Genomic DNA, 19,881 nt, shown 5'->3' on the forward strand with positions numbered 1-19,881 from the left:
GTAGATAAATTTTATGGGAAATAAAAAGAATAGCACAGCGAAGATGCACTTCGCTTGTGCTATTGTCTTTATCATTTTTGTTTATTGCTACCTGGCTTTTTACCAGGCAGATGTATTAGCCGTTGCCCAGCATGTGCTGAGTGATGGTAAAACCGACTATAGCTATACAGTCGCCCCGCTGCTGATTACGTTGGTACTTTATGTCTTGCAGTTGGGCGTCTATGCGTTAACTCAGGTAAAGCGCCGCTTTCATGCTCTTACGTATTTTCCTTCCTTCCTGATTCTCACCATCATCACCGACATTCCTACGGATGTGGATATTCATCATTCCCTCGGTGCCTGGTGGATTGTGGCTCCCTTGTGCCTTCTGGCTTTCGGCGGAGCGGTATGGGTCATCAGGCAACTGGAACCTTTGGAGCAGGAGCCTCATAGCAGCGGCTGGCTTTCCAAGTATATGTGGATCAACCTCTTCCAGATGGTGGTGATGATTGTCGTGATGAGCTTTGTGGCAAGCAACGACCGTCTGTTCCATGAACGTATGAAGATGGAGCGGTTGATGAAGCAGAAGAATTATGCTGAGGCGCTGAAGGTGGGCAGAAAGTCCTTGCAGACCGATTCCTCGCTGACCATGCTGCGCATAGCTTGTCTGCATCATACGGGTGAACTTGCTGACAAGCTGTTTTCCTATCCGCTGGTTGGTGGCAGCAAGGCAATGTTGCCCGACAGCGTTACCGTGAAGTCATTGATGTGGAAATCTCACCGCTGGATGCAGGAGCCTACCGATTCGATGAAGATGCAGCATCTGGTTTATCGCAAGCCGGACGATTACAAGCTCTGTGCGCTGCTGCTCGACAAAAAGCTGGATCAGTTTGTCGTGGCTCTGTGCAAGCATTATGATGTGAAGACCGCCAAGCTCCCTACCCATTACAAGGAGGCTCTGACGCTCTACATCCATCGTCGCAGCAAGCCTGTCATCGAGTATCACGACAATGTGGTTGATACTGATTTCCAGGACTATCAGCAGATGGAACACAAGTATACGAACAGGCAGGAAATGCAGACTGCCATCCGTGACACCTACGGCAACACGTACTGGTATTATTTCGACTACTGCAGTAAGTAAGGAGAATATCTCTGAGAGATAAAATAATATCTCTGTAAGATAAAAAAAATATCTCTGAGAGATAAAATCATATTGCAGTAAGAGATTGGGATTTTATTATATAAAGAGATTAGAAAATGACAAGATTGAAATACATATGGATGTTTACAATAGTCTTTTTCTTCGGACTTCCATCTGTGATGCAGGCTCAGAAGAAGGAGATTGCGGCTGCCCGTGATCAGGTCAAGGAGGGCAAGGACCTGAACAAGGCACAGGCTAGCATGGAGAAACTCTTGAAGGATTCGGCTAACCTGGGCAACAAGAAGATTTGGGTTACGCTCTTTGATGCTGTCAGAAAGCAGTATGAACAGGGCAATGAAAAGCTCTATCTCAAGCAGAAGTATGATACTGCCCAGCTTTTCAATCTTGGCAGGCAGATGTTTCTCATTGCCCAGGGGCTGGACTCGGTAGAGATGGTTCCTAACCGGAAGGGCAAGGTGGATATTGAGTATCGCAAGGCGCATGCTGAATATCTCAAGCGCATCCGTCCCAATATCTACAACGGTGGAGTCTGGTTTCTGCAGAAGAAGAAATATCCGGAGGCTTATCAGTTCTTCGACCTCTACATCGACTGTGCCAACAAGCCGCTCTTCAAGGGCAATGATTTCCAGAGCAAGAATCCACCGCTCCATACTGCTGCCTACTGGGCTGTGTATTCTGGCTATAAGATGAAGAACAGCAAGGCTACCCTGCATCATTCCTACGAAGCGTTGAAGGATACGGTTCACTACAACTATATGTTGCAGTATCTGGCTGAGACCTACAAGCTGGATAAGGATACTGCCCGCTATGTGGCTACGCTGAAGGAAGGCTTCTCACGCGCTCCGAAGTTCCCGTTCTTCTTCCCGCGTCTGGTGGAATACTATTCGGACAGGAACCAGCTCGATTCTGCAATGGATGTGGTCAATCAGGCGCTGGCTGTAGATTCGGTGAATGATATTTATCTCTTCACCAAGAGCACCCTGCTGCTCAATCTCTGCCAATACAAGGATTGCATCAAGGTGTGCGACCGGATCATTGCGCAGAACGATACTATGCCGGGAACCTATCTGAATGCTGGATTGGCTTACTTCAACATGGCTGTGGAGCAGGACAAGAACCTGAAACAGTCCAACAAGCAGCGTTTGCAGATTCAGAGCGATTACAAGAAGGCTCTGCCGTATCTGGAGAAATACAGAAAGATGATGCCCGACAAGAAGGACCAGTGGGCCTTGCCGCTTTATACCATCTATCTGAACCTGAACATGGGTAAGGAATTTGATGAGATTGACAAGCTGCTGAACCAGGGCAGAAAATAAGGATTAGAAAATTGATAATGAAGAAAATAAATATGATAGATAGAATATTGAATAAACTGGGAATCTCGCTGAACGAGATGCAGCAGGAGGCTTTTCAGTCTATTGCACATGGCAATAAGGATGTGGTTGTTCTTTCGCCTACGGGCAGTGGAAAGACGCTGGCTTATCTCTTGCCGCTTTCCCAGCTGGTGGATGCGGGCGATGATGAGCCGCAGGCAATCGTGGTTACTCCCGGCCGTGAGCTGGCTTTGCAGTCGTCTACCGTATTGAAGGATATGGGTTCGGGGCTTCGTGCCATGGCTTGCTACGGCGGTCGTGCTGCGATGGATGAGCATCGGGTGCTGAAGCAGGTTCGTCCGCAGATTATCTTCGGAACTCCAGGTAGACTGAACGACCATCTCAGCAAGGGCAACTTCTCGCCTTATCATATCAAGTATCTCGTCATCGACGAGTTTGACAAGTGTCTGGAGATGGGTTTCCAGGACGAGATGAGCCGCCTCATCCAGTTTTTGCCAGGCTTGCGCCGCCACTTCCTGCTGTCTGCTACCGAGGCAGAGGAGATTCCTCGCTTCGTCCACATGGGCAGGGTAGAGAAGATAGATTATCGAATGGACGAGGAGCAGGTGCCTGAGCGAGTACATATATATAAGGTGGAAAGTCCGGTGAAGGATAAGCTGGAGAGTCTGGGTCGATTGCTTCGCAGTCTGGGCGAAACCAGCACCATCGTTTTCCTGAACTACCGTGACAGCGTGGAGCGCACCAACAACTATCTGGTTGAGCAGGGTTTCTCCACTTCATTCTACCATGGTGGATTGGAGCAGAAGGAGCGTGAAGCTTCCCTTTACCGATTCAGCAATGGCAGCGCTAATATTCTGGTGAGCACCGACCTGGCTTCCCGTGGTCTTGATATTCCTGATATTGACAACATCATCCATTACCACATTCCTGAGAGCGAGGACGGCTACATCCATCGTGTGGGTCGTACAGCCCGTTGGGAAGCGCAGGGTAGAGCCTTTTTCCTGCTGGGTCCTGAGGAGCATATTCCTGAATATGTGGATGCAGAGGTTGAGGATTACGAGATTCCTGCCGTTGAGGAGTTGCCGGCACCAGCCAAGCCACAGATGGCTACCTTATATATAGGTAAGGGAAAGAAGGACAAGATCAGCAAGGGCGATATTCTCGGCTTCCTCTGCAAGAAGGGAGGTCTGAATTCTTCTGAAATCGGAAAGATTGATGTCAACGACCGGTACGCCTATGCAGCCATCGCCCGTCCTAAGCTGAAGAGCGTGCTCAACAATGTGAAGGGCGAAAAGATTAAAGGTGTCAAGACGATTGTCGAAGAAGTGAGATGAAACTTCAGGTTTTGGATAAAAAAACTGCAAAGTGAGTTAAATTTATAGCTAGTAAAAGCCTCATCTTGGAATCTGTTTCCAGATGAGGCTTTTTAGGTTATAAATTGTAATTTAGGGCATAAATATGCAGATAATATGTTAAAACTGGTGACAAAAAGAAAGATTTATGCCCAAAATGCTAAAAATGTGCAGAAAAATTTGGTAGTTTGAAATAAAAAATGTAATTTCGCAGTCGTAAGTCCTATCATAAGGTTTACAGCTAAGCCTATATGGGTGGATTGCGCATGTATGTCTCCTGCTAACAGGAGGGTTATACGATTAATTACTTAAATAATTATATAAAGATGAAGAAGTACAATTTTAACGCAGGTCCATCAATGCTTCCACGCGAAGTGATTGAGAACACAGCAAAGCAGATTTTGGATTTTAATGGTTCAGGTCTTTCATTGATGGAAATCAGCCACCGTGCTAAGGATTTCCAGCCAGTTGTTGACGAGGCTGTCTCCCTTTTCAAGGAGCTTCTTGACATTCCTGAGGGTTACTCCGTAATCTTCCTTGGTGGTGGTGCGTCATTGCAGTTTATGCAGATTCCTGCTAACTTCCTCATCAAGAAGGCTGCCTACATTAATTCTGGTACTTGGGCCAAGAAAGCAATGAAAGAGGCGAAGCATTTTGGTGAGGTCGTGGAGATCGCATCATCGTCCGACGCCAACTACACTTTCTATCCTCAGGTTCCTAACAATGTGCCAGCCGATTGTGATTACTTGCATTTGACAAGCAACAATACTATATATGGTACTGAACTCCGTGTAGATCCAGACGTGAACGTTCCATTGATTTCTGATATGTCCTCAGATATCATGAGCCGTCCTGTAGATGTTTCCAAGTACACCGCTATCTATGCCGGTGCTCAGAAGAATCTCTCTATGGCTGGTGTTACCGTCATCGTCGTGAAGGATGAGATGCTCGGCAAGGCTCCTCGCGAGATTCCTACCATGCTCGATTATCGCACTCACGTAGAGAAGGGCAGTATGTTCAATACTCCTCCTGTAGTTCCTATCTACACCTTGATGGAGAATCTCCGCTGGTTGAAGGCTAACGGTGGTGTCGAGGCTGCTGACAAGCGTGCTCACGAGCGTGCTGAGGTTCTCTATACAGAGATTGACCGCAACAAGCTCTTCAAGGGTACTGTAGAAGAGGCTTCCCGTTCATTGATGAACATCTGTTTCGTAATGAACGATGAGTACAAGGAGTTGGAGAAACCATTCCTCGATTTCGCTACAGAGCGTGGTATGGTTGGTATCAAGGGTCACCGTTCAGTAGGTGGTTTCCGTGCCAGCTGCTACAATGCACAGACCATGGAGGGTGTTCAGGCACTCGTCAAGGCAATGCAGGAATTTGAAGCTAAGTATTAACATTGAACTTTGAACATTGAACATTGAACATTGAACTTTGAACTTTATGATTACTCCAAAGATTATATATCTATGTATAATCTGGAAATATTGAAAAAGCAAATCATAAAGTTCAAAGTTCAAAGCTCAAAGTTCCAAGTAAAATCGCAATATGAAAGTATTAGTTGCAACAGAAAAGCCATTCGCAGCAGCTGCTGTCGAGGGCATTAAGAAAGAAATAGAGGGAGCAGGCAACGAATTGGTGCTGCTCGAAAAATATACAGAGAAGGCTCAGCTTCTCGATGCTGTGAAGGATGTGGATGCGATGATTATCCGTTCTGACAAGGCTGATGCCGAGGTGCTCGACGCAGCCAAGAACCTGAAGATCATTGTTCGTGCTGGTGCCGGTTATGATAATATCGACCTGGCTGCTGCTACTGCTCACAACGTGGTGGCTGAGAATACTCCTGGTCAGAACTCCAACGCCGTTGCCGAGTTGGTTTTCGGTCTGCTGGTTTTCACCGTTCGTAATTTCTACAACGGCAAGGCAGGCTCTGAGTTGAAGGGCAAGAAGTTGGGTATCCTGGCTTTCGGTAACGTGGGTCGCAACGTGGCTCGCATCGCCAAGGGCTTCGGTATGGAGGTAGCTGCCTACGATGCATTCTGCCCAGCTGATGTCATTGAGGCTGCCGGTGTTCACGCCGTGAAGTCTCAGGATGAGTTGTTCCAGACTTGCGACATCGTTTCTCTTCATATCCCTGCTACTCCAGAGACCATCAAGAGCATCGATTACAAGACCGTGAACCAGTTGCCAAAGGGTGGTATCCTTATCAACACTGCCCGCAAGGAAGTAATCAATGAGCCAGAGCTCTTGAAGCTTCTCGCTGAGCGTGAGGACTTGAAGTTCATTACCGACATCAAGCCAGATGCTGATGCAGACTTCGCCAAGTTCGAGGGTCGCTACTTCTCAACACCTAAGAAGATGGGTGCTCAGACTGCCGAGGCTAACATCAATGCCGGTATTGCTGCCGCTAAGCAGATCAATGCGTTCTTTGCAGATGGCTGCACAAAATATCAAGTAAACAAATAATTTTAGGATATAAGAGAGCTCATAAAGGGTGCTTTGTATAAGTACTCTTTATGGGCTTTTTGTCTTTTAATTATGGGATTCCTTGTAATCTTAGCGTTATATTACTTTAGAAACATTCAAATATTAATTATAAAATAAAACATTATGGCAATAATAAAACCTTTTAAGGGAGTAAGACCTCCTAAAAGTATTGTTGAGCAAGTTGAGTCTCGTCCATACGATGTCCTCGATTCAGAGGAAGCTCGTGCCGAGGCTGGCGATAACGAGAAAAGCCTTTATCATATTATTAAACCTGAAATCAACTTCGAACCAGGTACATCAGAGTATGATCCTCGCGTCTATGAAAGTGCTGCAGAGAACTTCAGGAAGTTCCAGGAGAACGGCTGGTTGAAGCAGGATGATAAAGAACAGTATTATATCTATGCACAGACCATGAATGGCAAGACTCAGTATGGTCTTGTTGTGGGTGCATACGTTAATGATTATATGACGGGTGTCATCAAGAAGCATGAACTCACCCGCCGTGATAAGGAAGAGGACCGCATGAAGCACGTTCGTGTCTGCAATGCCAACATCGAACCTGTCTTCTTCGCTTACCCTGATAATTCCGTACTCAATGAGATTCTGATGCGCTATGCTGCTACAGAACCTGAGTATGATTTCATCGCTCCGATTGATGGCTTCCGCCACCAGTTCTGGATTGTCAGCGATGATAAGGACATTGAGACCATCACCGCAGAATTTGCCAAGATGCCTAGTCTCTATATAGCTGACGGTCATCACCGTTCGGCAGCCGCTGCTTTGGTAGGCGCAGAGAAGGCTAAGCAGAATCCTAACCATACTGGTAAGGAGGAATACAACTATTTCATGGCTGTCTGCTTCCAGGCTAGCCAGTTGACCATCCTCGACTACAACCGAGTAGTGAAGGACCTGAATGGCTTGACATCAGAGCAGTTCCTCGACGCATTGACCAAGAACTTCGAGGTGATAGAGATTGATGCGATTAATGTGAACGTATCTGGCGATGAGGAGGGAATCCCTTGCTACGAGAAGTTTGCCATTGATGCAGCTATCGAGCAGTTCGGTTTGGATATTCTGAAGCCAGCCGCTCTCCATTCCTTCCTCCTTTATCTGGACGGCAAATGGTACGGTCTGTTTGCCAAGCCGGGAACATACGATGATGAGGACCCAATCGGTGTGCTCGATGTAGACATTTCTTCCCGTCTGATTCTTGATGAGATTCTGGGAATCAAGGACTTGCGTTCAGACAAGCGCATTGACTTTGTGGGTGGACTTCGTGGTCTCGGAGAGTTGAAGCGTCGTGTAGATAGTGGTGAGATGAAGATGGCATTAGCCTTGCATCCAGTCACCATGCAGCAGATTATGGACATTGCAGACAGTGGCAAGATTATGCCTCCTAAGGCTACCTGGTTTGAGCCTAAGTTGCGTAGCGGATTGATTATTCACAAGTTGGATTAATGATTGACGAATTTAAGACTATATCAGATACAGTAGGCGAGGGATATTACACCGAGAAAAGGAGTAAGTTTCTCGCCTTTGCTCACCACGTGACGACCGTTGACGAGGTGAAGGAGATTGTTGCCGGGTACCGTAAGAAATATTACGATGCCCGACATTGTTGTTATGCCTATATGCTGGGTCCGGAGCGCACCGAGTTCCGTGCCAATGATGATGGTGAACCATCTTCTACGGCTGGCAAGCCTATCCTTGGACAAATCACGAAGGCGGAATTGACGGATATTCTCATTGTCGTCATCCGCTATTTCGGAGGTGTGAAGTTGGGTACCAGTGGATTGATTGTTGCTTATCGTGAAGCAGCAATAGATGCTTTGGCGCATTGTGAGGAAGTGACGCAGCAGGTGGAGGAAATCGTTATCTACGATTTCACTTATCCGATGATGAATGATGTGATGAGGATTGTCAAGGAGATGAATCCCCGTATTGTGGATCAGACTTTCGACAATACCTGTACCATCAAGTTATCCATCAGAAAGAGCGAAGCCGAGCAGTTGCGTACTCGCCTGAAGAAGCTTTCCTTCGAATAACGGAAAATCACTGAGTTCCCGCACGCCCTGAAAGAGGGTGTGTCATAAGTCCACAACGCACCCTTTTTTAGTTTTTTAAGAACGTAAGTCCCCCAGGCGTCCCGCCGGATTTGCAATCCGGCGTTAAAAAATGTCCTAATCTATTTAGGCTCTGAGGATTTGCAATCCGCAGCAAAGGAGTATGCTTTTCCTTTTGTTGGGGGATTACAAATCCCCCGGTGATATAGGTCGAACCTTTTTTTACGGCGGATTTCAAATCCGCCGGGACGCCTGGCGGGTTTACGCTCTTGAAGACACCTAGGTACTTTGGGGCTTTTAGCCGTCCTCGGTAGAACTTCGCAAATTAGCGCCACGCGCCCTGAAAGGGCAGAAGCTCCTATCCTTTTTCTTCCAATTCCTTTTGCAATCGGATGATTTCGTCGCGATATTGTGCGGCTTGCATGAAGTCGAGGTCCTTGGCTGCCTGCTTCATCAGGGCGGTGGTATTGGCGATGCTCTTCTCCAATTCCTCCCTGCTCATGCTGCGGACGATAGGGTCGGCAACCATCGTGGTGCTGTCAGGTTCGATGTAAACTCGCTGTTTCGATCCATCAGCTCCCTGAATAGTGCGGAATGATGCAGAATTGATACCAGAACCTGCTCCAGAAGCTTTTCCGGAACCGCTTCCATAACCACTTCCCAATCCATTTTCTGCCTCCTCCTTGCTGGTTGGCAGGGCAGATGTAATCGCCTTTTGAATCTGCTTCGGCGTAATGCCGTGGTCGGCATTGTACTGCAGCTGGATGCTTCTTCGGCGGGCGGTTTCGTCAATGGTCTTCTGCATGCTATCTGTAATATTATCTGCATACATGATTACCTTGCCGTTCACGTTTCTTGCAGCACGACCCGCAGTCTGCGTCAACGAACGGTGACTGCGCAGGAAACCCTCTTTATCAGCATCCAGGATGGCTACAAGCGAAACTTCCGGAAGGTCGAGACCCTCACGGAGCAGGTTCACACCCACCAGTACATCATAAACGCCAGCTCGCAAATCGTTCATAATCTTTACTCGGTCAAGTGTAGCCACATCACTATGGATATATGCTGCCTTCACGTCATGGTTCAGCAGGAATTCCGTCAGCTCCTCTGCCATGCGCTTGGTAAGCGTAGTGATGAGCACTCGCTCATTGCGGTGCGTGCGGGTCAGGATTTCATCCAGCAGGTCATCTATCTGGTTCTCGCTCGGACGTACTTCAATCTCCGGATCCAGCAAGCCCGTAGGACGGATGAGCTGTTCTACCACTACGCCCTCAGCCTCTCTCAATTCATAATCGGCAGGGGTGGCACTGACGTAGATAGCCTGATGAATCAGACTGTGGAACTCCTCGAACGTCAGCGGACGGTTGTCGAAGGCGGCAGGCAATCGGAAACCATATTCCACGAGATTCTTCTTTCTCGCCCTGTCGCCACCATACATGGCGCCAATCTGCGGAATGCTCACGTGGCTCTCGTCCACCACCAGCAGGAAGTCTTTCGGGAAGAAATCCAGCAGACAGTATGGCCGTTCGCCCGCCTTTCTGCCGTCGAAATATCTCGAATAGTTCTCTATTCCCGAACAGTGACCCAGCTCCTTGATCATCTCCATGTCGTATTCCACACGCTCCTTGATGCGCTGCGCCTTGATTCCGTCGCCTATACTCTTGAAGAACTCCTCCTGCTTCACCATATCGTCTTGAATCATACGGATGGCACTTTCCTGCTGTTCCTTCGTGGTTACGAAGAGGTTAGCCGGATAAATCTCGTAGGTTTCGAACGAAGCCAGACGGTGATAGGTCATCGAATCTACCTCCTCGATGCTGTCTATCTCATCGTCCCACCAGGTTACTCTCAGCACGTTGTCGCTGTAAGCCATGAAGATGTCCACGGTTTCTCCCTTCACACGGAAGTTGCCGCGTTGCAGTTCGATGTCGTTTCTTACGTAGAGTGCATCCACCAGCTTGCGCAGGAATTCGTTGCGGTCCAGCGTCTGTCCCTTCTTGATTTTGATGATGTTTTCCTGCATCGCCACAGGTCCGCCCATACCGTAGATGCATGATACGGATGAAACTACGATGACGTCTTTCCTTCCGGAGAGTAGGGCAGAGACGGCTCCCAGTCGCAGCTTGTCTATCTCGTCGTTGATGGCGAGGTCTTTCTCGATGTATGTATCGGTGGTTGGCAGGTAGGCTTCCGGCTGATAGTAGTCGTAGTAGGATACGTAGTATTCTACGGCGTTCTCAGGGAAGAATCCCTTCATCTCCTGATAGAGCTGTGCGGCGAGCGTCTTGTTGTGGCTCAGGATAAGGGTAGGCTTGCCGATGTTTGCGATGACATTGGCAACCGTAAAGGTCTTTCCCGAACCGGTAACGCCCAGCAGTACCTGCGCCGGCTCACCCTGCTCTATGCCTTCGGTAAGCTGTCGGATAGCCTGTGGCTGGTCGCCCGTCGGTTTGTATTCTGATGTAATTTTAAAGTCCATAATCACTGAATTTAGGTGCAAAAATACAAAAAAATCGCCATTAATCGTTATAAAGATTAATATTTTGCGAAAAAATGTATTTTTTCTTTTGATAATAAGTAAATTATGAGTAACTTTGCATCTCAAAATGAGAATTATGAAGAAATTGACTCTTATCGCAACATGCGTAGCACTGCTGATGACCAGCTGTGTGAACGAATATAACCAGATCACCAAATCGGGTGATTATACATTGAAGTACGAGTATGCCAAGCAGTGTTATGCTCAGGGCAAGTATTCCCGTGCCGTACCTCTCCTGCAGGAAGTCGTTACCATGAAGAAGGGTTCTACCGAGGGCGAGGAATGTCTCTACATGCTTGCCATGGCTGAGTTCGGTATGAAGGATTACGAGACCGCATCCGAATACTTCAAGAAGTATTTCTCTTCCTATCCGAAGGGTCGCTACGCTGAGAATGCCAAGTATTACGTGGGCGAGAGTCTCTTCCAGAATGCTCCGGAGCCTCGATTGGACCAGAGCACTACGATGACTGCCATCGCTGCCTTCCAGGAGTATCTCGACATCTTCCCTGATGCTCATCTCAAGTCTCAGGCCACCAGCCGTCTCTATGCCCTGCAGGATTTGCTCGTGGAGAAGGAATACAAGAGCGCCCGTCTCTACTTCGATTTGGGAACCTACTTCGGCAACTGCACCAACGGCGGCAACAACTATGAGGCTTGCATCGTCACAGCGCAGAATGCCCTGAAGGACTATCCTTACAGTAACCGTCGTGAGGAGTTTGCTTCGCTCGTAATGAAGAGCAAGTACGAACTTGCCAAGATGAGTGTGGAGAGCAAGCAGCTGGAGCGTTATCAGGACGCTGAGGATGAGTGCTACGGCTTCATCAATGAATATCCTGATTCAAAGGAGCGCTCGCTTGCCGAGAAGTATATCGAGAAATGCAAGGAGTATGAGAAGGCTCATCCTGAGGATTCGCTCGAAAAGCTTGCCGAGAACTAGAGCGCATATATATAATAAGGTAATAATCGTAAAAAAGAATAATAATAGTACTATAATTATGGATTACAAGAAATCAAATGCACCAGTAAACACAGTTACTCGTAACATCATGGACCTCTGTGATGAAACTCAAAACATTTATGAAAGCGTAGCTATCATTGCTAAGCGTGCCAACCAGATTTCGGTTGAAATCAAGCAGGACCTGAGCAAGAAGCTCCAGGAGTTTGCTTCTTACAACGATTCTTTGGAGGAGGTATTCGAGAACCGTGAGCAGATTGAAATCTCTCGCTACTACGAGAAGTTGCCAAAGCCAACATTGATAGCTACTCAGGAGTTTATCGAGAACAGCATCTTCTGGCGCGACCCTTCTAAAGAGTATCGTCCTGCTACTACAGTCAATGAGTTGTAATAAAGGGAAAGAAAAGATATGATACAGCGCAAACAGACTCTGTTTCTGCTTTTGGCAGTCATCGTATGTGCGCTCTGCCTGTTCCTGCCAGTAGGCAGCGTTGAGCCGAAGGGAATGGGTGCCGACAGTCTGATTTACAATCTGGGAGTGGTGATGGGTGATGGCGGTCTCGCTATCTCTACCACCTGCATCCCGTTGTTTGTCCTGCTCAGCGTAACAGCGATACTATCGTTGGTAACGATATTCCTTTATAAGAATCGCAAGGTCCAGATGTCAATCTGCAAGAATGCCATGCTGCTCAATGCGCTCTGGGTTCTCGACTATGCCCTGATTCTCTTCGGCATCATTCCGGTTCCTGAGGTAGAGGGCAAGGTGAACATCGAGTTTGCAGCCTGCCTGCCTATCGTCAGCATCATCCTTCTGGCAATGGCCTATAAGGGCGTCAATGACGACGAAAAGCTGGTAAAAGCGGCAGATCGCATCCGATAAGGGGCTGATTCTTAAAAGAAATGCTAAAAAAGCCTATAAAAATAGGATAAAATTTGTGGGTACCAAATAAAAGTTGTACCTTTGCACCCGCTGTCACGAGATGGCAGCATAAAATTCAAACCTCATATATATTAATTAAATTAAAATTAAGTTTTAAAAATGGCAACAAAGATCAGATTGCAGCGCGGCGGTCGTAAGAACTATGCTTTCTACAGCATCGTAATCGCTGACGTTAGAGCACCACGTGATGGTAAATTTACTGAGAAGATTGGTACATTCAATCCTAACACCAATCCTGCTACTGTAGATTTGAATTTCGAGCGCGCTCTCTACTGGGTAGAGACAGGTGCACAGCCAACAGACACAGTTCGCAACATCCTCAAGGGCGAGGGCGTTTACTTGATGAAGCACCTCAAGGGTGGCGTTAAGAAGGGCGCATTCGACGAAGCTGAGGCTCAGAAGCGTTTCGACGCTTGGAAGAACGGTAAGGACGCTAAGAATACTGCTGTTCGTGAGGGCGATGCTAAGGCTAAGAAGGAAGCTGCTGCTAAGGAGCTCGAGGCTGAGAAGAAGATGAACGAGGCAATCGCTAAGAAGGTAGCTGAGAAGAAGGCTGCTGAGGCTGCTGCTAAGGCAGAGGCAGAAGCTGCTAAGGCTGCTGAGGAGGCTTCTGAGGAGGCTCCAGCTGAGGCTTAATCTTCTGAATGAATCTTCTTTGAAGATTGAAAAGTATAAGGTCGATTACTCTTTTTTAAAGGGTGTCGGCCTTTTTTGGTTGTTTTTATTCCTGCAAATACCTGCAATAAACCGCCGAGAATTCCGTTTAGATAATATGGAAAAGACAAAGGAAACCAATCATGAGATGGAGGCTGAAAAGAACAGCTACTCTCATATACTGAAATATACCGGATTGCTGGGAGGCGTACAGGGACTCAACATGCTCGTGGGTATTGTGAGGAATAAGTTTACCGCCATGTTCCTGGGACCATCCGGCATGGGATTGCTGTCTCTTTTCAATGCAACTTCCGGTTTTCTTACCTCCGCCACTAATCTCGGCATTCCTACCAGTGGCGTCAGGGTGGTTTCCGAGGCTGAAGCCCGGAATGGGGTAGAGCAGGCGATTTCTCAAGTCCGCACGCTCAGTCTGCTTTCTGCCCTTCTGGGTGCGCTGGTCTGCGCCCTTCTCGGTCCTCTCCTCAATCTCTTCACCTTTTCCTGGGGCAATCATACCTACCATTTCGTGCTGCTGGCTCCTACCATTTTCTTCACGATTCTTGCCGGTGGCGAAACGGCTATCCTCAAGGGTTTGGGCAAGCTGAAGTCGCTGGCTGCGCAGGCATTTGCCCTGTCTCTCCTTTCCCTGCTCGTTTCCGTACCCGTTTACGGCTTCTTTGGCGAGAGCGGCATTCTTGCTGTTCTCTTTCTGCTGGCTCTTGCTCAGTGGCTCCTCGCCCTTTCGTTTTCGCGAAAGGAGCATCCCTTCCGCCTGTGCCTTTCCCGAATCCAGCTGCTCAAGGCTTTCCCGATGATCCGTCTCGGACTCTCCTTTGTGCTGGCTGGGATGATGAGCAGCGGGGCTGAGTTTCTGGTCAGAGCCTTTCTCAACCACCAGGGCAACCTGGCTGAGGTAGGACTTTTCAATTCAGGCATTACCCTGGTGCTGGTCTATGGCGGCATGGTTTTCTCGGTGATGGAGACCGATTATTATCCTCGTCTTTCTGCCGTAAGGGGAGAAGGAAGCGCAACATCAGAGGCAGAAAACCGCAATCTGATCGTCAACCGTCAGTTGGAGATGAATCTTCTGCTGATGGGGCCCATCATCAGCGCCATCATCCTACTGCTGCCCATTGCCATTCCGCTGCTCTACAACTGGGAGTTTCTGGGTGTGGTGGGGATGACTCAGATTGCAGCTGCTGGCTTGCTGTTCAAGGCATTCTACATGCCTCTGGAGTACATTCCGCTGTCCAGGGGCGAGGCTCGTGTGTTCCTGGTGCAGGAGAGCTGTTGCGTGGTGTTGCTCATCGTCTGCGAAATCATCGGCTATCTGCTTCACGGACTGGACGGTTTGGGAGCGGGCATTGTTGTAGCCTACGCCGTAGAGTCGATAGGAGTTTATGTCTTCTGCCGCATCCATTATGCCTATCGCCTGAGTTTTCCGTCGGTCCAGCATCTGTTGGTTCATGTATTGAATCTGTTCTTGTTGGGTTGTGTAGTATGGTTATCTGAGGTAGATTCATGGTGCTATTGGCTGTTGGGTCTTTTTCTCTGTGCGGCTTCCCTTCTGTACAGTTTCTCCCGTATCAGGCGTTCGCTGAAGGGAAAATGATGACTGGCGCCTGTCATCATTTATCCCCCGCCTGGGTCATCATAGATAACCGTTTGAAGGCACGTAAGGCGTTTCCTTCGATTGCCGGTGCAAAGATACGAAGTTTTTCGGTATCTACAAAAATTTGGCATGTGATAAGGAGCGATTTTCAGCAGCTTACGATTTGAAACTTAGTTAAAAATCCTAACTCTATGTTTTATGGGGCGCATCTCTATGTTTTTCTGTATGGAAAACTATGTTTTGTCATATAAATCAGCATATTACAAAGTAATAACCGTTTTCTGCAAACGTACTCAGTACTCAGTATTCAGTTTTTTTCGCTCTTGTTTCCATCCTCACTAAAGATAGTATATTATATATTATTATATATATAATAATATATAATATAAAATAATTACTTACAGTTTATAACTGCATAAAGGATAACTATCGCGAAAAAAACTGAAAACTGAGTACTGAGTACCCTCTTAGGCACCATACGTCCTTTCCCTTCGGCCGTTGAGTGCGAGTAAATGGTCCAGACAGTTGTTTATAAAAAAAATACAGCCGCAAGTAATAAAACTTACGACTGTATTCATAACAACCATGACTCTTCAGAGAGTCTCCTAAAAAAACTAAAACTGAGTGATTCCGTTGGGGTCTCACTGAAAAATATCTTACTGTCTAACTAGCAGTCACTTACTTTACTTCTGCAAAGATAATGATAACTTTTTTATAACACAAATTTTTTGGTAATTTTCTTTGATATTTATAAGGTTTTAAAATAAGAAACACTTCATAAGTAACACATAATCAGATAGTTATAATATTTATTTAGGTTTTGTTGGTTAAATAGTGTATAAATCCTTGGATATTTGTACATGAAGTTGTAATTTTGCACTCGTCAATGTTAAGCTCTTACCTTATATTGATATAACATCACGAAGTTTCATACTTCAATAGGTATCAAAATATAGGGGATTGATTAAATCGGTAAGAGCGGTTTTTTCTTTCCCCATTTTTTTGTTATGCAGTATATAAACGTCACCATAGAACTCCTTAAGACATACTCTTCGAGCAAGAGCATGAAGGAACTTCTTGCGCTGGCAATATGGTTCAAAATGCAGCATAGCAATTCCGTGATTTGGAACGTAACAGAATACAAATTACGCAAAGGATTACGTATTGGAAGACCAAAAGCTCAAAGACTTATTCGAGACATGAAAGAGAGCAGCTTGTTTTCAGTAGAAGGAAACAAGGTTGTTGTCTCCTCTTTCCGTGACCATACAACAAAATGGACTCGAAAGGGAAAGGAGTATCGTGGTGGCATGGTATGCAAGTTTGAAGTGAAGGAGTACACCATGAAAGAACTCTACAATCTCATAAACGAGAAACTTTTTGTATATCCTATTTGTGCAGCCGCCCATAAGGACTGTTGTTTGAAAGCATCTGATGATGGAAAAGTCGGTGCCAGAGGTAAAGCTATCACACTCGGACAATTTCAGAAAGCTATCAATATGTGTAGTGGTTCCGCTTCAAATTTAAAGAAGAGGTTGATAAGAGAAGGGAAGATAGCTTCCACTATTGCTGAGAAGCATTCCTTCGATTTAAGAAACGAGGAGGAAACGAGGAGAACATTGGCTAGGACCGGAAAGAAAAAGGCTGACTTTGTGGTTGGTCTATTTGGATTCGTTGTCCTTGCATGTTCTTACACAGTTACCGATAGGATGGTATCTGATGGATTCAGACATCTTATATACGGAAAGCAAAAAGAAATGGTCGCTCAGAAGGACATGAATGTTGGAGGGATTCCAGACGGATTTTTCTGTTAAATACTTATGTGTTCATTCGTGAGACCTACTTTGAAAGAAAGAAAATTAATATAGATAATTATGAAGAATGAAACGAAACTAAAGAAAGTAAAGGAGTTCCTTGATAAGAATAATATCAAGTACTCTGTATCAAAGAATGCAGGAAAGGATGGTCATAGCGACTTGATTCTGCCTGCTTTTAGAATATACATCAAGCTTCAAGGAGAAGATGATGCGCTGTTTTATAAAAAACACCATATTGGTGTGCATCCCGTCTTCATTCGTTATGAGGAAACTCCAAAGTTTGTGATCGAGAAGTTACAGAACACCATCATCAAGGTGATGCAGAAGAAGCAGGAAGCCTTTGAGAAGCGTAAAAATAAGTAGAGTTATGTTCGAGGTATTCATTGTAATCGCCTTTTTCGTAATCGTATTGAAACTGGACGAGATAAAAGATAAATTATAGCGTATGACAAACGAGGAATTTTTCAATGCTCATATAGGTGAGCGAGTTCTTTATAAAGGTAAGGACATTGGCGCATACGTGGCAGGGTATGTAGAAGAAAAATATATCATCTTAGGTTTTGATGATTATAGTGGCTGCATTCAGAGTTTCACATCTAAGGTGTATAAAACGCTTGGTGGAATATATAAATCATACAGATTTGCAAAGTTGAATTATTTGGAAGTGATAAAACATCAGTAATATGAAAGAAGAAGATATAAAGAAAGCTATTGAGTTGAAGAATAAACTTGATAGTCATAGACAACTTTTTCAGTTTGCAAATAGCAATCATGTGGATTTAAGAGTTAACCTTGAAGAGAGGTGCGAACACGGACGTATTCTTAACATAGGTTACCTTCTAGATGATGATGTTATCGAAGGACTGAAAGCGATGGTTATCTCCAGCATAGAGAAGAAAATTAATGACTTACTTGAAGAATTAGAAAAGTTGTAGGCTTATGGGAAGTTTTATAAAAGAGCGTCTTATTTATGCACGCTGCTGGACGTATTGGACAGGTAGATGTAATGGTTACACTTGTTGTTGCACCTTCAGTAAATGTAAGAATTTCGCAGATTTGCATTCGAAGATATTCCGCTATAGGCATTATCACAAGACAAAAGCGAAATATCCAACTACGCTTAATGAGTTCAGAAAAAGAGTTTATCGTTAAAATTTATAGATTATGGAAGAGATATTCAATTTGATTGATAAGGCAAATCTTATTGCTGAAATACTGGAATCCGAAGGAAAGATTAATATTGATACGTATGGTTTGCTTCATGGTAATATTCAACAAATAGAAGAAGAATTGCGCAAGTATTCCTTCACGGATGGTCCTGATGAGAAATCGTTCAGCAATGTAGAGAAGTATGTGAACGAGCATATAAACTATGCTGATACCGATTCCCTCATTATAGAGTTAGGCAGGAGAAGCTTTTTCGTAAAAAAGATTGAGGAGGAGGACGTATGACAGAAGTAAATGAAGAGCTTGGAGCATACAACAGCTACAAGCGACACATGAGAGTGTTTGGAAAGAGCAAGGAAATCTTGCCTTTTGAAGAGTGGAAAAATAAATTTGGAAAGAAGTACTAGCGTATGGACAGACTAATAAAGGTAATGGATAAGTATTTGTCCGAAGCCAAGAATAATATTCTGACCCTTGTTGTTAGCAAGGAATGGTTCGATATGATTGTGGCTGGCGAAAAGAAAGAAGAATACAGAGCTATCAAATCTTATTGGATAAACCGCTTAATCCAAGCAAAATACGGAGGAAGTGATGAGTATCGCAAGGTTACAATGCACCCAGAGTTTGATTTTCTTATAAGCAATTCAAAGCTCAAAGAGTTGCTTGAAAAGAAAACCGCCAGGTTCAGACCATACACTTACGTCCTATTCTTCAATGGTTACGCAAAAAACCGTCAGTGGATTGAGAAGAAGATTGAGAGTATCAGTATCGGCAAGCCTAAGAAAGGCTTATGCCCCGACAAATGGCTTGATACTGAGTTTTTTATAATTAAGTTTAAGTAGCGTATGAAAGTAAAGAATTTACCAAAGAAGATTTACCTCAACATCTGTAGCAACGAAGATGAGGTAGATTATAATGAATTAGAGGGAGTAACATTCAGTACCGAAAAGGTTGGCGCTACCGATTGCGATACAGAAAACGTTCCTTATGTGAATGCTGCATCATTGTGGCACGACTTAAAAGAAGAGAAGCCAACATTACGAAAGTGGGTGATGTTCCGATATAATGGAGGTGGCGTAAAACCTACGTCTCTTCACCACGGAGCAATGAGTGATGATGGATGGATAGTCACAAGAGGAGACGGAACACATCGTATTGAAGCTCTGTACGAGTGCTACGATAAGATAGAGTGGCTTGACTTTGACGAACTAAAATAGTATGGCGTATGACTAGTATTAGAAAATACAAGAAGTGGTGGAAGTCCTTCATGGTAAAAGGATGGCATGATGTTCGATTCCCCAAAAGGCTCGAAACAATACGTCAGTCCAATAGGTTTCGTATTTACATTTGGCATAGCCGTGATACAAGTATGTATCTCACTCTAACAATATTCACCAAGTCAATGAGAAAGCGAGGTGGGCATGAGAAGAAGATTCTTTAGATATTTCAAGGTTCGCATTCCTCGCAAGCTAAAGAAGGCTGCTAGGTATGGTATTGAAATACGTATATACCCAACGACAGAAGAGAAAGAAACTGCCTTTGGTAATTCATTTATCTATAACGAAAGGGCTGAGTATGTAATAGTAGGAAGGCATACTAAATGGAAAGCAAGGGCACGTTTTGCTGTCATTAAAGAAAATAAGAGACGCATTGCTTATATGTGGAATAGACAATACGACCGAATGATAACATGGTAACGAAAAAGCAGAGAGAGTGTAAACTAAACTGTGTCAAGCTACAATAAAAGTAGTTTAACACAGTTTTTATATTATGGACAACTTAGAAATTGATTACAAGAAAGCTGCTCAGCAGTTGCGTAG

General features: G+C 45.3%; 22 protein-coding genes. 21 read left to right on the top strand and 1 reads right to left on the bottom strand.

Annotated elements, in window-relative coordinates:
* The first annotated feature begins 13 nt into the window (after positions 1 to 13).
* The 7 genes from ACTQ53_RS03440 to ACTQ53_RS03470 all read left to right on the top strand — a co-directional run bounded on the left by ACTQ53_RS03440 (position 14) and on the right by ACTQ53_RS03470 (position 8,362).
* Positions 14 to 1,123, top strand: coding sequence for a DUF6057 family protein (locus ACTQ53_RS03440; protein WP_441932021.1), 1,110 nt, complete (start codon positions 14 to 16; stop codon positions 1,121 to 1,123).
* A 116-nt stretch (positions 1,124 to 1,239) separates the two neighbouring features.
* Entirely contained in the window at positions 1,240 to 2,460 is a 1,221-nt protein-coding gene (locus tag ACTQ53_RS03445) for a tetratricopeptide repeat protein (RefSeq protein ID WP_441932022.1), read from the top strand.
* A gap of 32 nt (positions 2,461 to 2,492) precedes the next feature.
* Positions 2,493 to 3,812: a DEAD/DEAH box helicase gene (locus ACTQ53_RS03450; RefSeq protein ID WP_441932023.1), complete on the top strand. Its 1,320-nt coding sequence runs from the start codon at positions 2,493 to 2,495 to the stop codon at positions 3,810 to 3,812.
* A 344-nt stretch (positions 3,813 to 4,156) separates the two neighbouring features.
* Positions 4,157 to 5,227: a 3-phosphoserine/phosphohydroxythreonine transaminase gene (serC, locus tag ACTQ53_RS03455; RefSeq protein WP_294967554.1), complete on the top strand. Its 1,071-nt coding sequence runs from the start codon at positions 4,157 to 4,159 to the stop codon at positions 5,225 to 5,227.
* Between the two features lie 151 nt (positions 5,228 to 5,378).
* Complete coding sequence (locus tag ACTQ53_RS03460) at positions 5,379 to 6,296, top strand: NAD(P)-dependent oxidoreductase (RefSeq protein ID WP_118139440.1); 918 nt, start codon at positions 5,379 to 5,381, stop codon at positions 6,294 to 6,296.
* Positions 6,297 to 6,440: 144 nt separating this feature from the next.
* Entirely contained in the window at positions 6,441 to 7,775 is a 1,335-nt protein-coding gene (locus ACTQ53_RS03465; RefSeq protein WP_294967558.1) for a DUF1015 domain-containing protein, read from the top strand.
* Positions 7,775 to 8,362, top strand: a complete 588-nt coding sequence (locus ACTQ53_RS03470; protein WP_294967560.1) for a YigZ family protein — start codon at positions 7,775 to 7,777, stop codon at positions 8,360 to 8,362. The genes ACTQ53_RS03465 and ACTQ53_RS03470 overlap by 1 nt, the downstream gene beginning before the upstream one ends.
* A gap of 376 nt (positions 8,363 to 8,738) precedes the next feature.
* On the opposite strand, the gene uvrB is transcribed toward ACTQ53_RS03470, so the two are convergent.
* Positions 8,739 to 10,859, bottom strand: coding sequence for an excinuclease ABC subunit UvrB (gene uvrB, locus ACTQ53_RS03475; RefSeq protein ID WP_441932025.1), 2,121 nt, complete (start codon positions 10,857 to 10,859; stop codon positions 8,739 to 8,741).
* A gap of 136 nt (positions 10,860 to 10,995) precedes the next feature.
* Here uvrB and ACTQ53_RS03480 point away from each other — a divergent pair, with 136 nt between their 5' ends.
* The 14 genes from ACTQ53_RS03480 to ACTQ53_RS03545 all read left to right on the top strand — a co-directional run bounded on the left by ACTQ53_RS03480 (position 10,996) and on the right by ACTQ53_RS03545 (position 19,758).
* Positions 10,996 to 11,856: an outer membrane protein assembly factor BamD gene (locus ACTQ53_RS03480; protein WP_217759806.1), complete on the top strand. Its 861-nt coding sequence runs from the start codon at positions 10,996 to 10,998 to the stop codon at positions 11,854 to 11,856.
* Positions 11,857 to 11,914: 58 nt separating this feature from the next.
* Positions 11,915 to 12,265, top strand: coding sequence for a DNA-directed RNA polymerase subunit omega (locus ACTQ53_RS03485; protein ID WP_294967565.1), 351 nt, complete (start codon positions 11,915 to 11,917; stop codon positions 12,263 to 12,265).
* Positions 12,266 to 12,283: 18 nt separating this feature from the next.
* Positions 12,284 to 12,754 carry a DUF4293 domain-containing protein gene (locus tag ACTQ53_RS03490; RefSeq protein ID WP_153124781.1) on the top strand — a complete coding sequence of 157 codons (471 nt, stop codon included), beginning with the start codon at positions 12,284 to 12,286 and terminating at the stop codon, positions 12,752 to 12,754.
* 159 nt (positions 12,755 to 12,913) lie between these two features.
* The gene (locus tag ACTQ53_RS03495) at positions 12,914 to 13,450 is read left to right on the top strand and encodes a 30S ribosomal protein S16 (RefSeq protein ID WP_441932027.1); all 537 of its coding nucleotides are present in this window, start codon (positions 12,914 to 12,916) and stop codon (positions 13,448 to 13,450) included.
* A gap of 136 nt (positions 13,451 to 13,586) precedes the next feature.
* Entirely contained in the window at positions 13,587 to 15,080 is a 1,494-nt protein-coding gene (locus tag ACTQ53_RS03500) for an oligosaccharide flippase family protein (RefSeq protein ID WP_441932029.1), read from the top strand.
* Positions 15,081 to 16,144: 1,064 nt separating this feature from the next.
* Positions 16,145 to 16,891 (top strand): hypothetical protein, encoded by a 747-nt coding sequence (locus tag ACTQ53_RS03505; RefSeq protein ID WP_441932031.1) that lies wholly within the window; start codon positions 16,145 to 16,147, stop codon positions 16,889 to 16,891.
* 60 nt (positions 16,892 to 16,951) lie between these two features.
* A complete protein-coding gene (locus tag ACTQ53_RS03510; protein WP_441932032.1) occupies positions 16,952 to 17,257 on the top strand; it encodes a hypothetical protein in 306 nt (101 codons plus the stop codon).
* An 82-nt stretch (positions 17,258 to 17,339) separates the two neighbouring features.
* Complete coding sequence (locus ACTQ53_RS03515) at positions 17,340 to 17,576, top strand: hypothetical protein (RefSeq protein ID WP_441932034.1); 237 nt, start codon at positions 17,340 to 17,342, stop codon at positions 17,574 to 17,576.
* Between the two features lies 1 nt (position 17,577).
* Complete coding sequence (locus ACTQ53_RS03520; protein ID WP_441932035.1) at positions 17,578 to 17,829, top strand: hypothetical protein; 252 nt, start codon at positions 17,578 to 17,580, stop codon at positions 17,827 to 17,829.
* A gap of 229 nt (positions 17,830 to 18,058) precedes the next feature.
* A complete protein-coding gene (locus ACTQ53_RS03525) occupies positions 18,059 to 18,346 on the top strand; it encodes a hypothetical protein (protein ID WP_441932037.1) in 288 nt (95 codons plus the stop codon).
* Complete coding sequence (locus ACTQ53_RS03530) at positions 18,343 to 18,468, top strand: hypothetical protein (RefSeq protein ID WP_441932038.1); 126 nt, start codon at positions 18,343 to 18,345, stop codon at positions 18,466 to 18,468. Before ACTQ53_RS03525 ends, ACTQ53_RS03530 begins: the two co-directional genes overlap by 4 nt.
* 24 nt (positions 18,469 to 18,492) lie before the next feature.
* Positions 18,493 to 18,903 (top strand): hypothetical protein, encoded by a 411-nt coding sequence (locus ACTQ53_RS03535; protein ID WP_441932039.1) that lies wholly within the window; start codon positions 18,493 to 18,495, stop codon positions 18,901 to 18,903.
* A 3-nt stretch (positions 18,904 to 18,906) separates the two neighbouring features.
* The gene (locus tag ACTQ53_RS03540) at positions 18,907 to 19,278 is read left to right on the top strand and encodes a hypothetical protein (RefSeq protein ID WP_441932041.1); all 372 of its coding nucleotides are present in this window, start codon (positions 18,907 to 18,909) and stop codon (positions 19,276 to 19,278) included.
* Positions 19,279 to 19,482: 204 nt separating this feature from the next.
* A complete protein-coding gene (locus tag ACTQ53_RS03545) occupies positions 19,483 to 19,758 on the top strand; it encodes a hypothetical protein (RefSeq protein WP_441932042.1) in 276 nt (91 codons plus the stop codon).
* The last annotated feature ends 123 nt before the right edge of the window (positions 19,759 to 19,881 follow it).

It is taken from the genome of Prevotella sp. Sow4_E9_plate (assembly GCF_052116205.1).
GTDB lineage: Bacteria > Bacteroidota > Bacteroidia > Bacteroidales > Bacteroidaceae > Prevotella.

Bases quoted from the DNA above. Each gene is read 5' to 3' on its own strand.
- ACTQ53_RS03520 (WP_441932035.1), top strand. From the start codon at position 17,578: ATGAAAGAAGAAGATATAAAGAAAGCTATTGAGTTGAAGAATAAACTT.
- ACTQ53_RS03505 (WP_441932031.1), top strand. From the start codon at position 16,145: ATGAAGGAACTTCTTGCGCTGGCAATATGGTTCAAAATGCAGCATAGC.
- ACTQ53_RS03485 (WP_294967565.1), top strand. From the start codon at position 11,915: ATGGATTACAAGAAATCAAATGCACCAGTAAACACAGTTACTCGTAAC.
- ACTQ53_RS03465 (WP_294967558.1), top strand. From the start codon at position 6,441: ATGGCAATAATAAAACCTTTTAAGGGAGTAAGACCTCCTAAAAGTATT.
- ACTQ53_RS03450 (WP_441932023.1), top strand. From the start codon at position 2,493: ATGATAGATAGAATATTGAATAAACTGGGAATCTCGCTGAACGAGATG.
- ACTQ53_RS03510 (WP_441932032.1), top strand. From the start codon at position 16,952: ATGAAGAATGAAACGAAACTAAAGAAAGTAAAGGAGTTCCTTGATAAG.
- serC (WP_294967554.1), top strand. From the start codon at position 4,157: ATGAAGAAGTACAATTTTAACGCAGGTCCATCAATGCTTCCACGCGAA.
- ACTQ53_RS03545 (WP_441932042.1), top strand. From the start codon at position 19,483: ATGAGAAGAAGATTCTTTAGATATTTCAAGGTTCGCATTCCTCGCAAG.
- ACTQ53_RS03460 (WP_118139440.1), top strand. From the start codon at position 5,379: ATGAAAGTATTAGTTGCAACAGAAAAGCCATTCGCAGCAGCTGCTGTC.
- ACTQ53_RS03540 (WP_441932041.1), top strand. From the start codon at position 18,907: ATGAAAGTAAAGAATTTACCAAAGAAGATTTACCTCAACATCTGTAGC.
- ACTQ53_RS03480 (WP_217759806.1), top strand. From the start codon at position 10,996: ATGAAGAAATTGACTCTTATCGCAACATGCGTAGCACTGCTGATGACC.
- ACTQ53_RS03470 (WP_294967560.1), top strand. From the start codon at position 7,775: ATGATTGACGAATTTAAGACTATATCAGATACAGTAGGCGAGGGATAT.
- ACTQ53_RS03530 (WP_441932038.1), top strand. From the start codon at position 18,343: ATGACAGAAGTAAATGAAGAGCTTGGAGCATACAACAGCTACAAGCGA.
- ACTQ53_RS03515 (WP_441932034.1), top strand. From the start codon at position 17,340: ATGACAAACGAGGAATTTTTCAATGCTCATATAGGTGAGCGAGTTCTT.
- ACTQ53_RS03440 (WP_441932021.1), top strand. From the start codon at position 14: ATGGGAAATAAAAAGAATAGCACAGCGAAGATGCACTTCGCTTGTGCT.
- ACTQ53_RS03495 (WP_441932027.1), top strand. From the start codon at position 12,914: ATGGCAACAAAGATCAGATTGCAGCGCGGCGGTCGTAAGAACTATGCT.
- ACTQ53_RS03490 (WP_153124781.1), top strand. From the start codon at position 12,284: ATGATACAGCGCAAACAGACTCTGTTTCTGCTTTTGGCAGTCATCGTA.
- ACTQ53_RS03535 (WP_441932039.1), top strand. From the start codon at position 18,493: ATGGATAAGTATTTGTCCGAAGCCAAGAATAATATTCTGACCCTTGTT.
- uvrB (WP_441932025.1), bottom strand. From the start codon at position 10,859: ATGGACTTTAAAATTACATCAGAATACAAACCGACGGGCGACCAGCCA.
- ACTQ53_RS03500 (WP_441932029.1), top strand. From the start codon at position 13,587: ATGGAAAAGACAAAGGAAACCAATCATGAGATGGAGGCTGAAAAGAAC.
- ACTQ53_RS03445 (WP_441932022.1), top strand. From the start codon at position 1,240: ATGACAAGATTGAAATACATATGGATGTTTACAATAGTCTTTTTCTTC.
- ACTQ53_RS03525 (WP_441932037.1), top strand. From the start codon at position 18,059: ATGGAAGAGATATTCAATTTGATTGATAAGGCAAATCTTATTGCTGAA.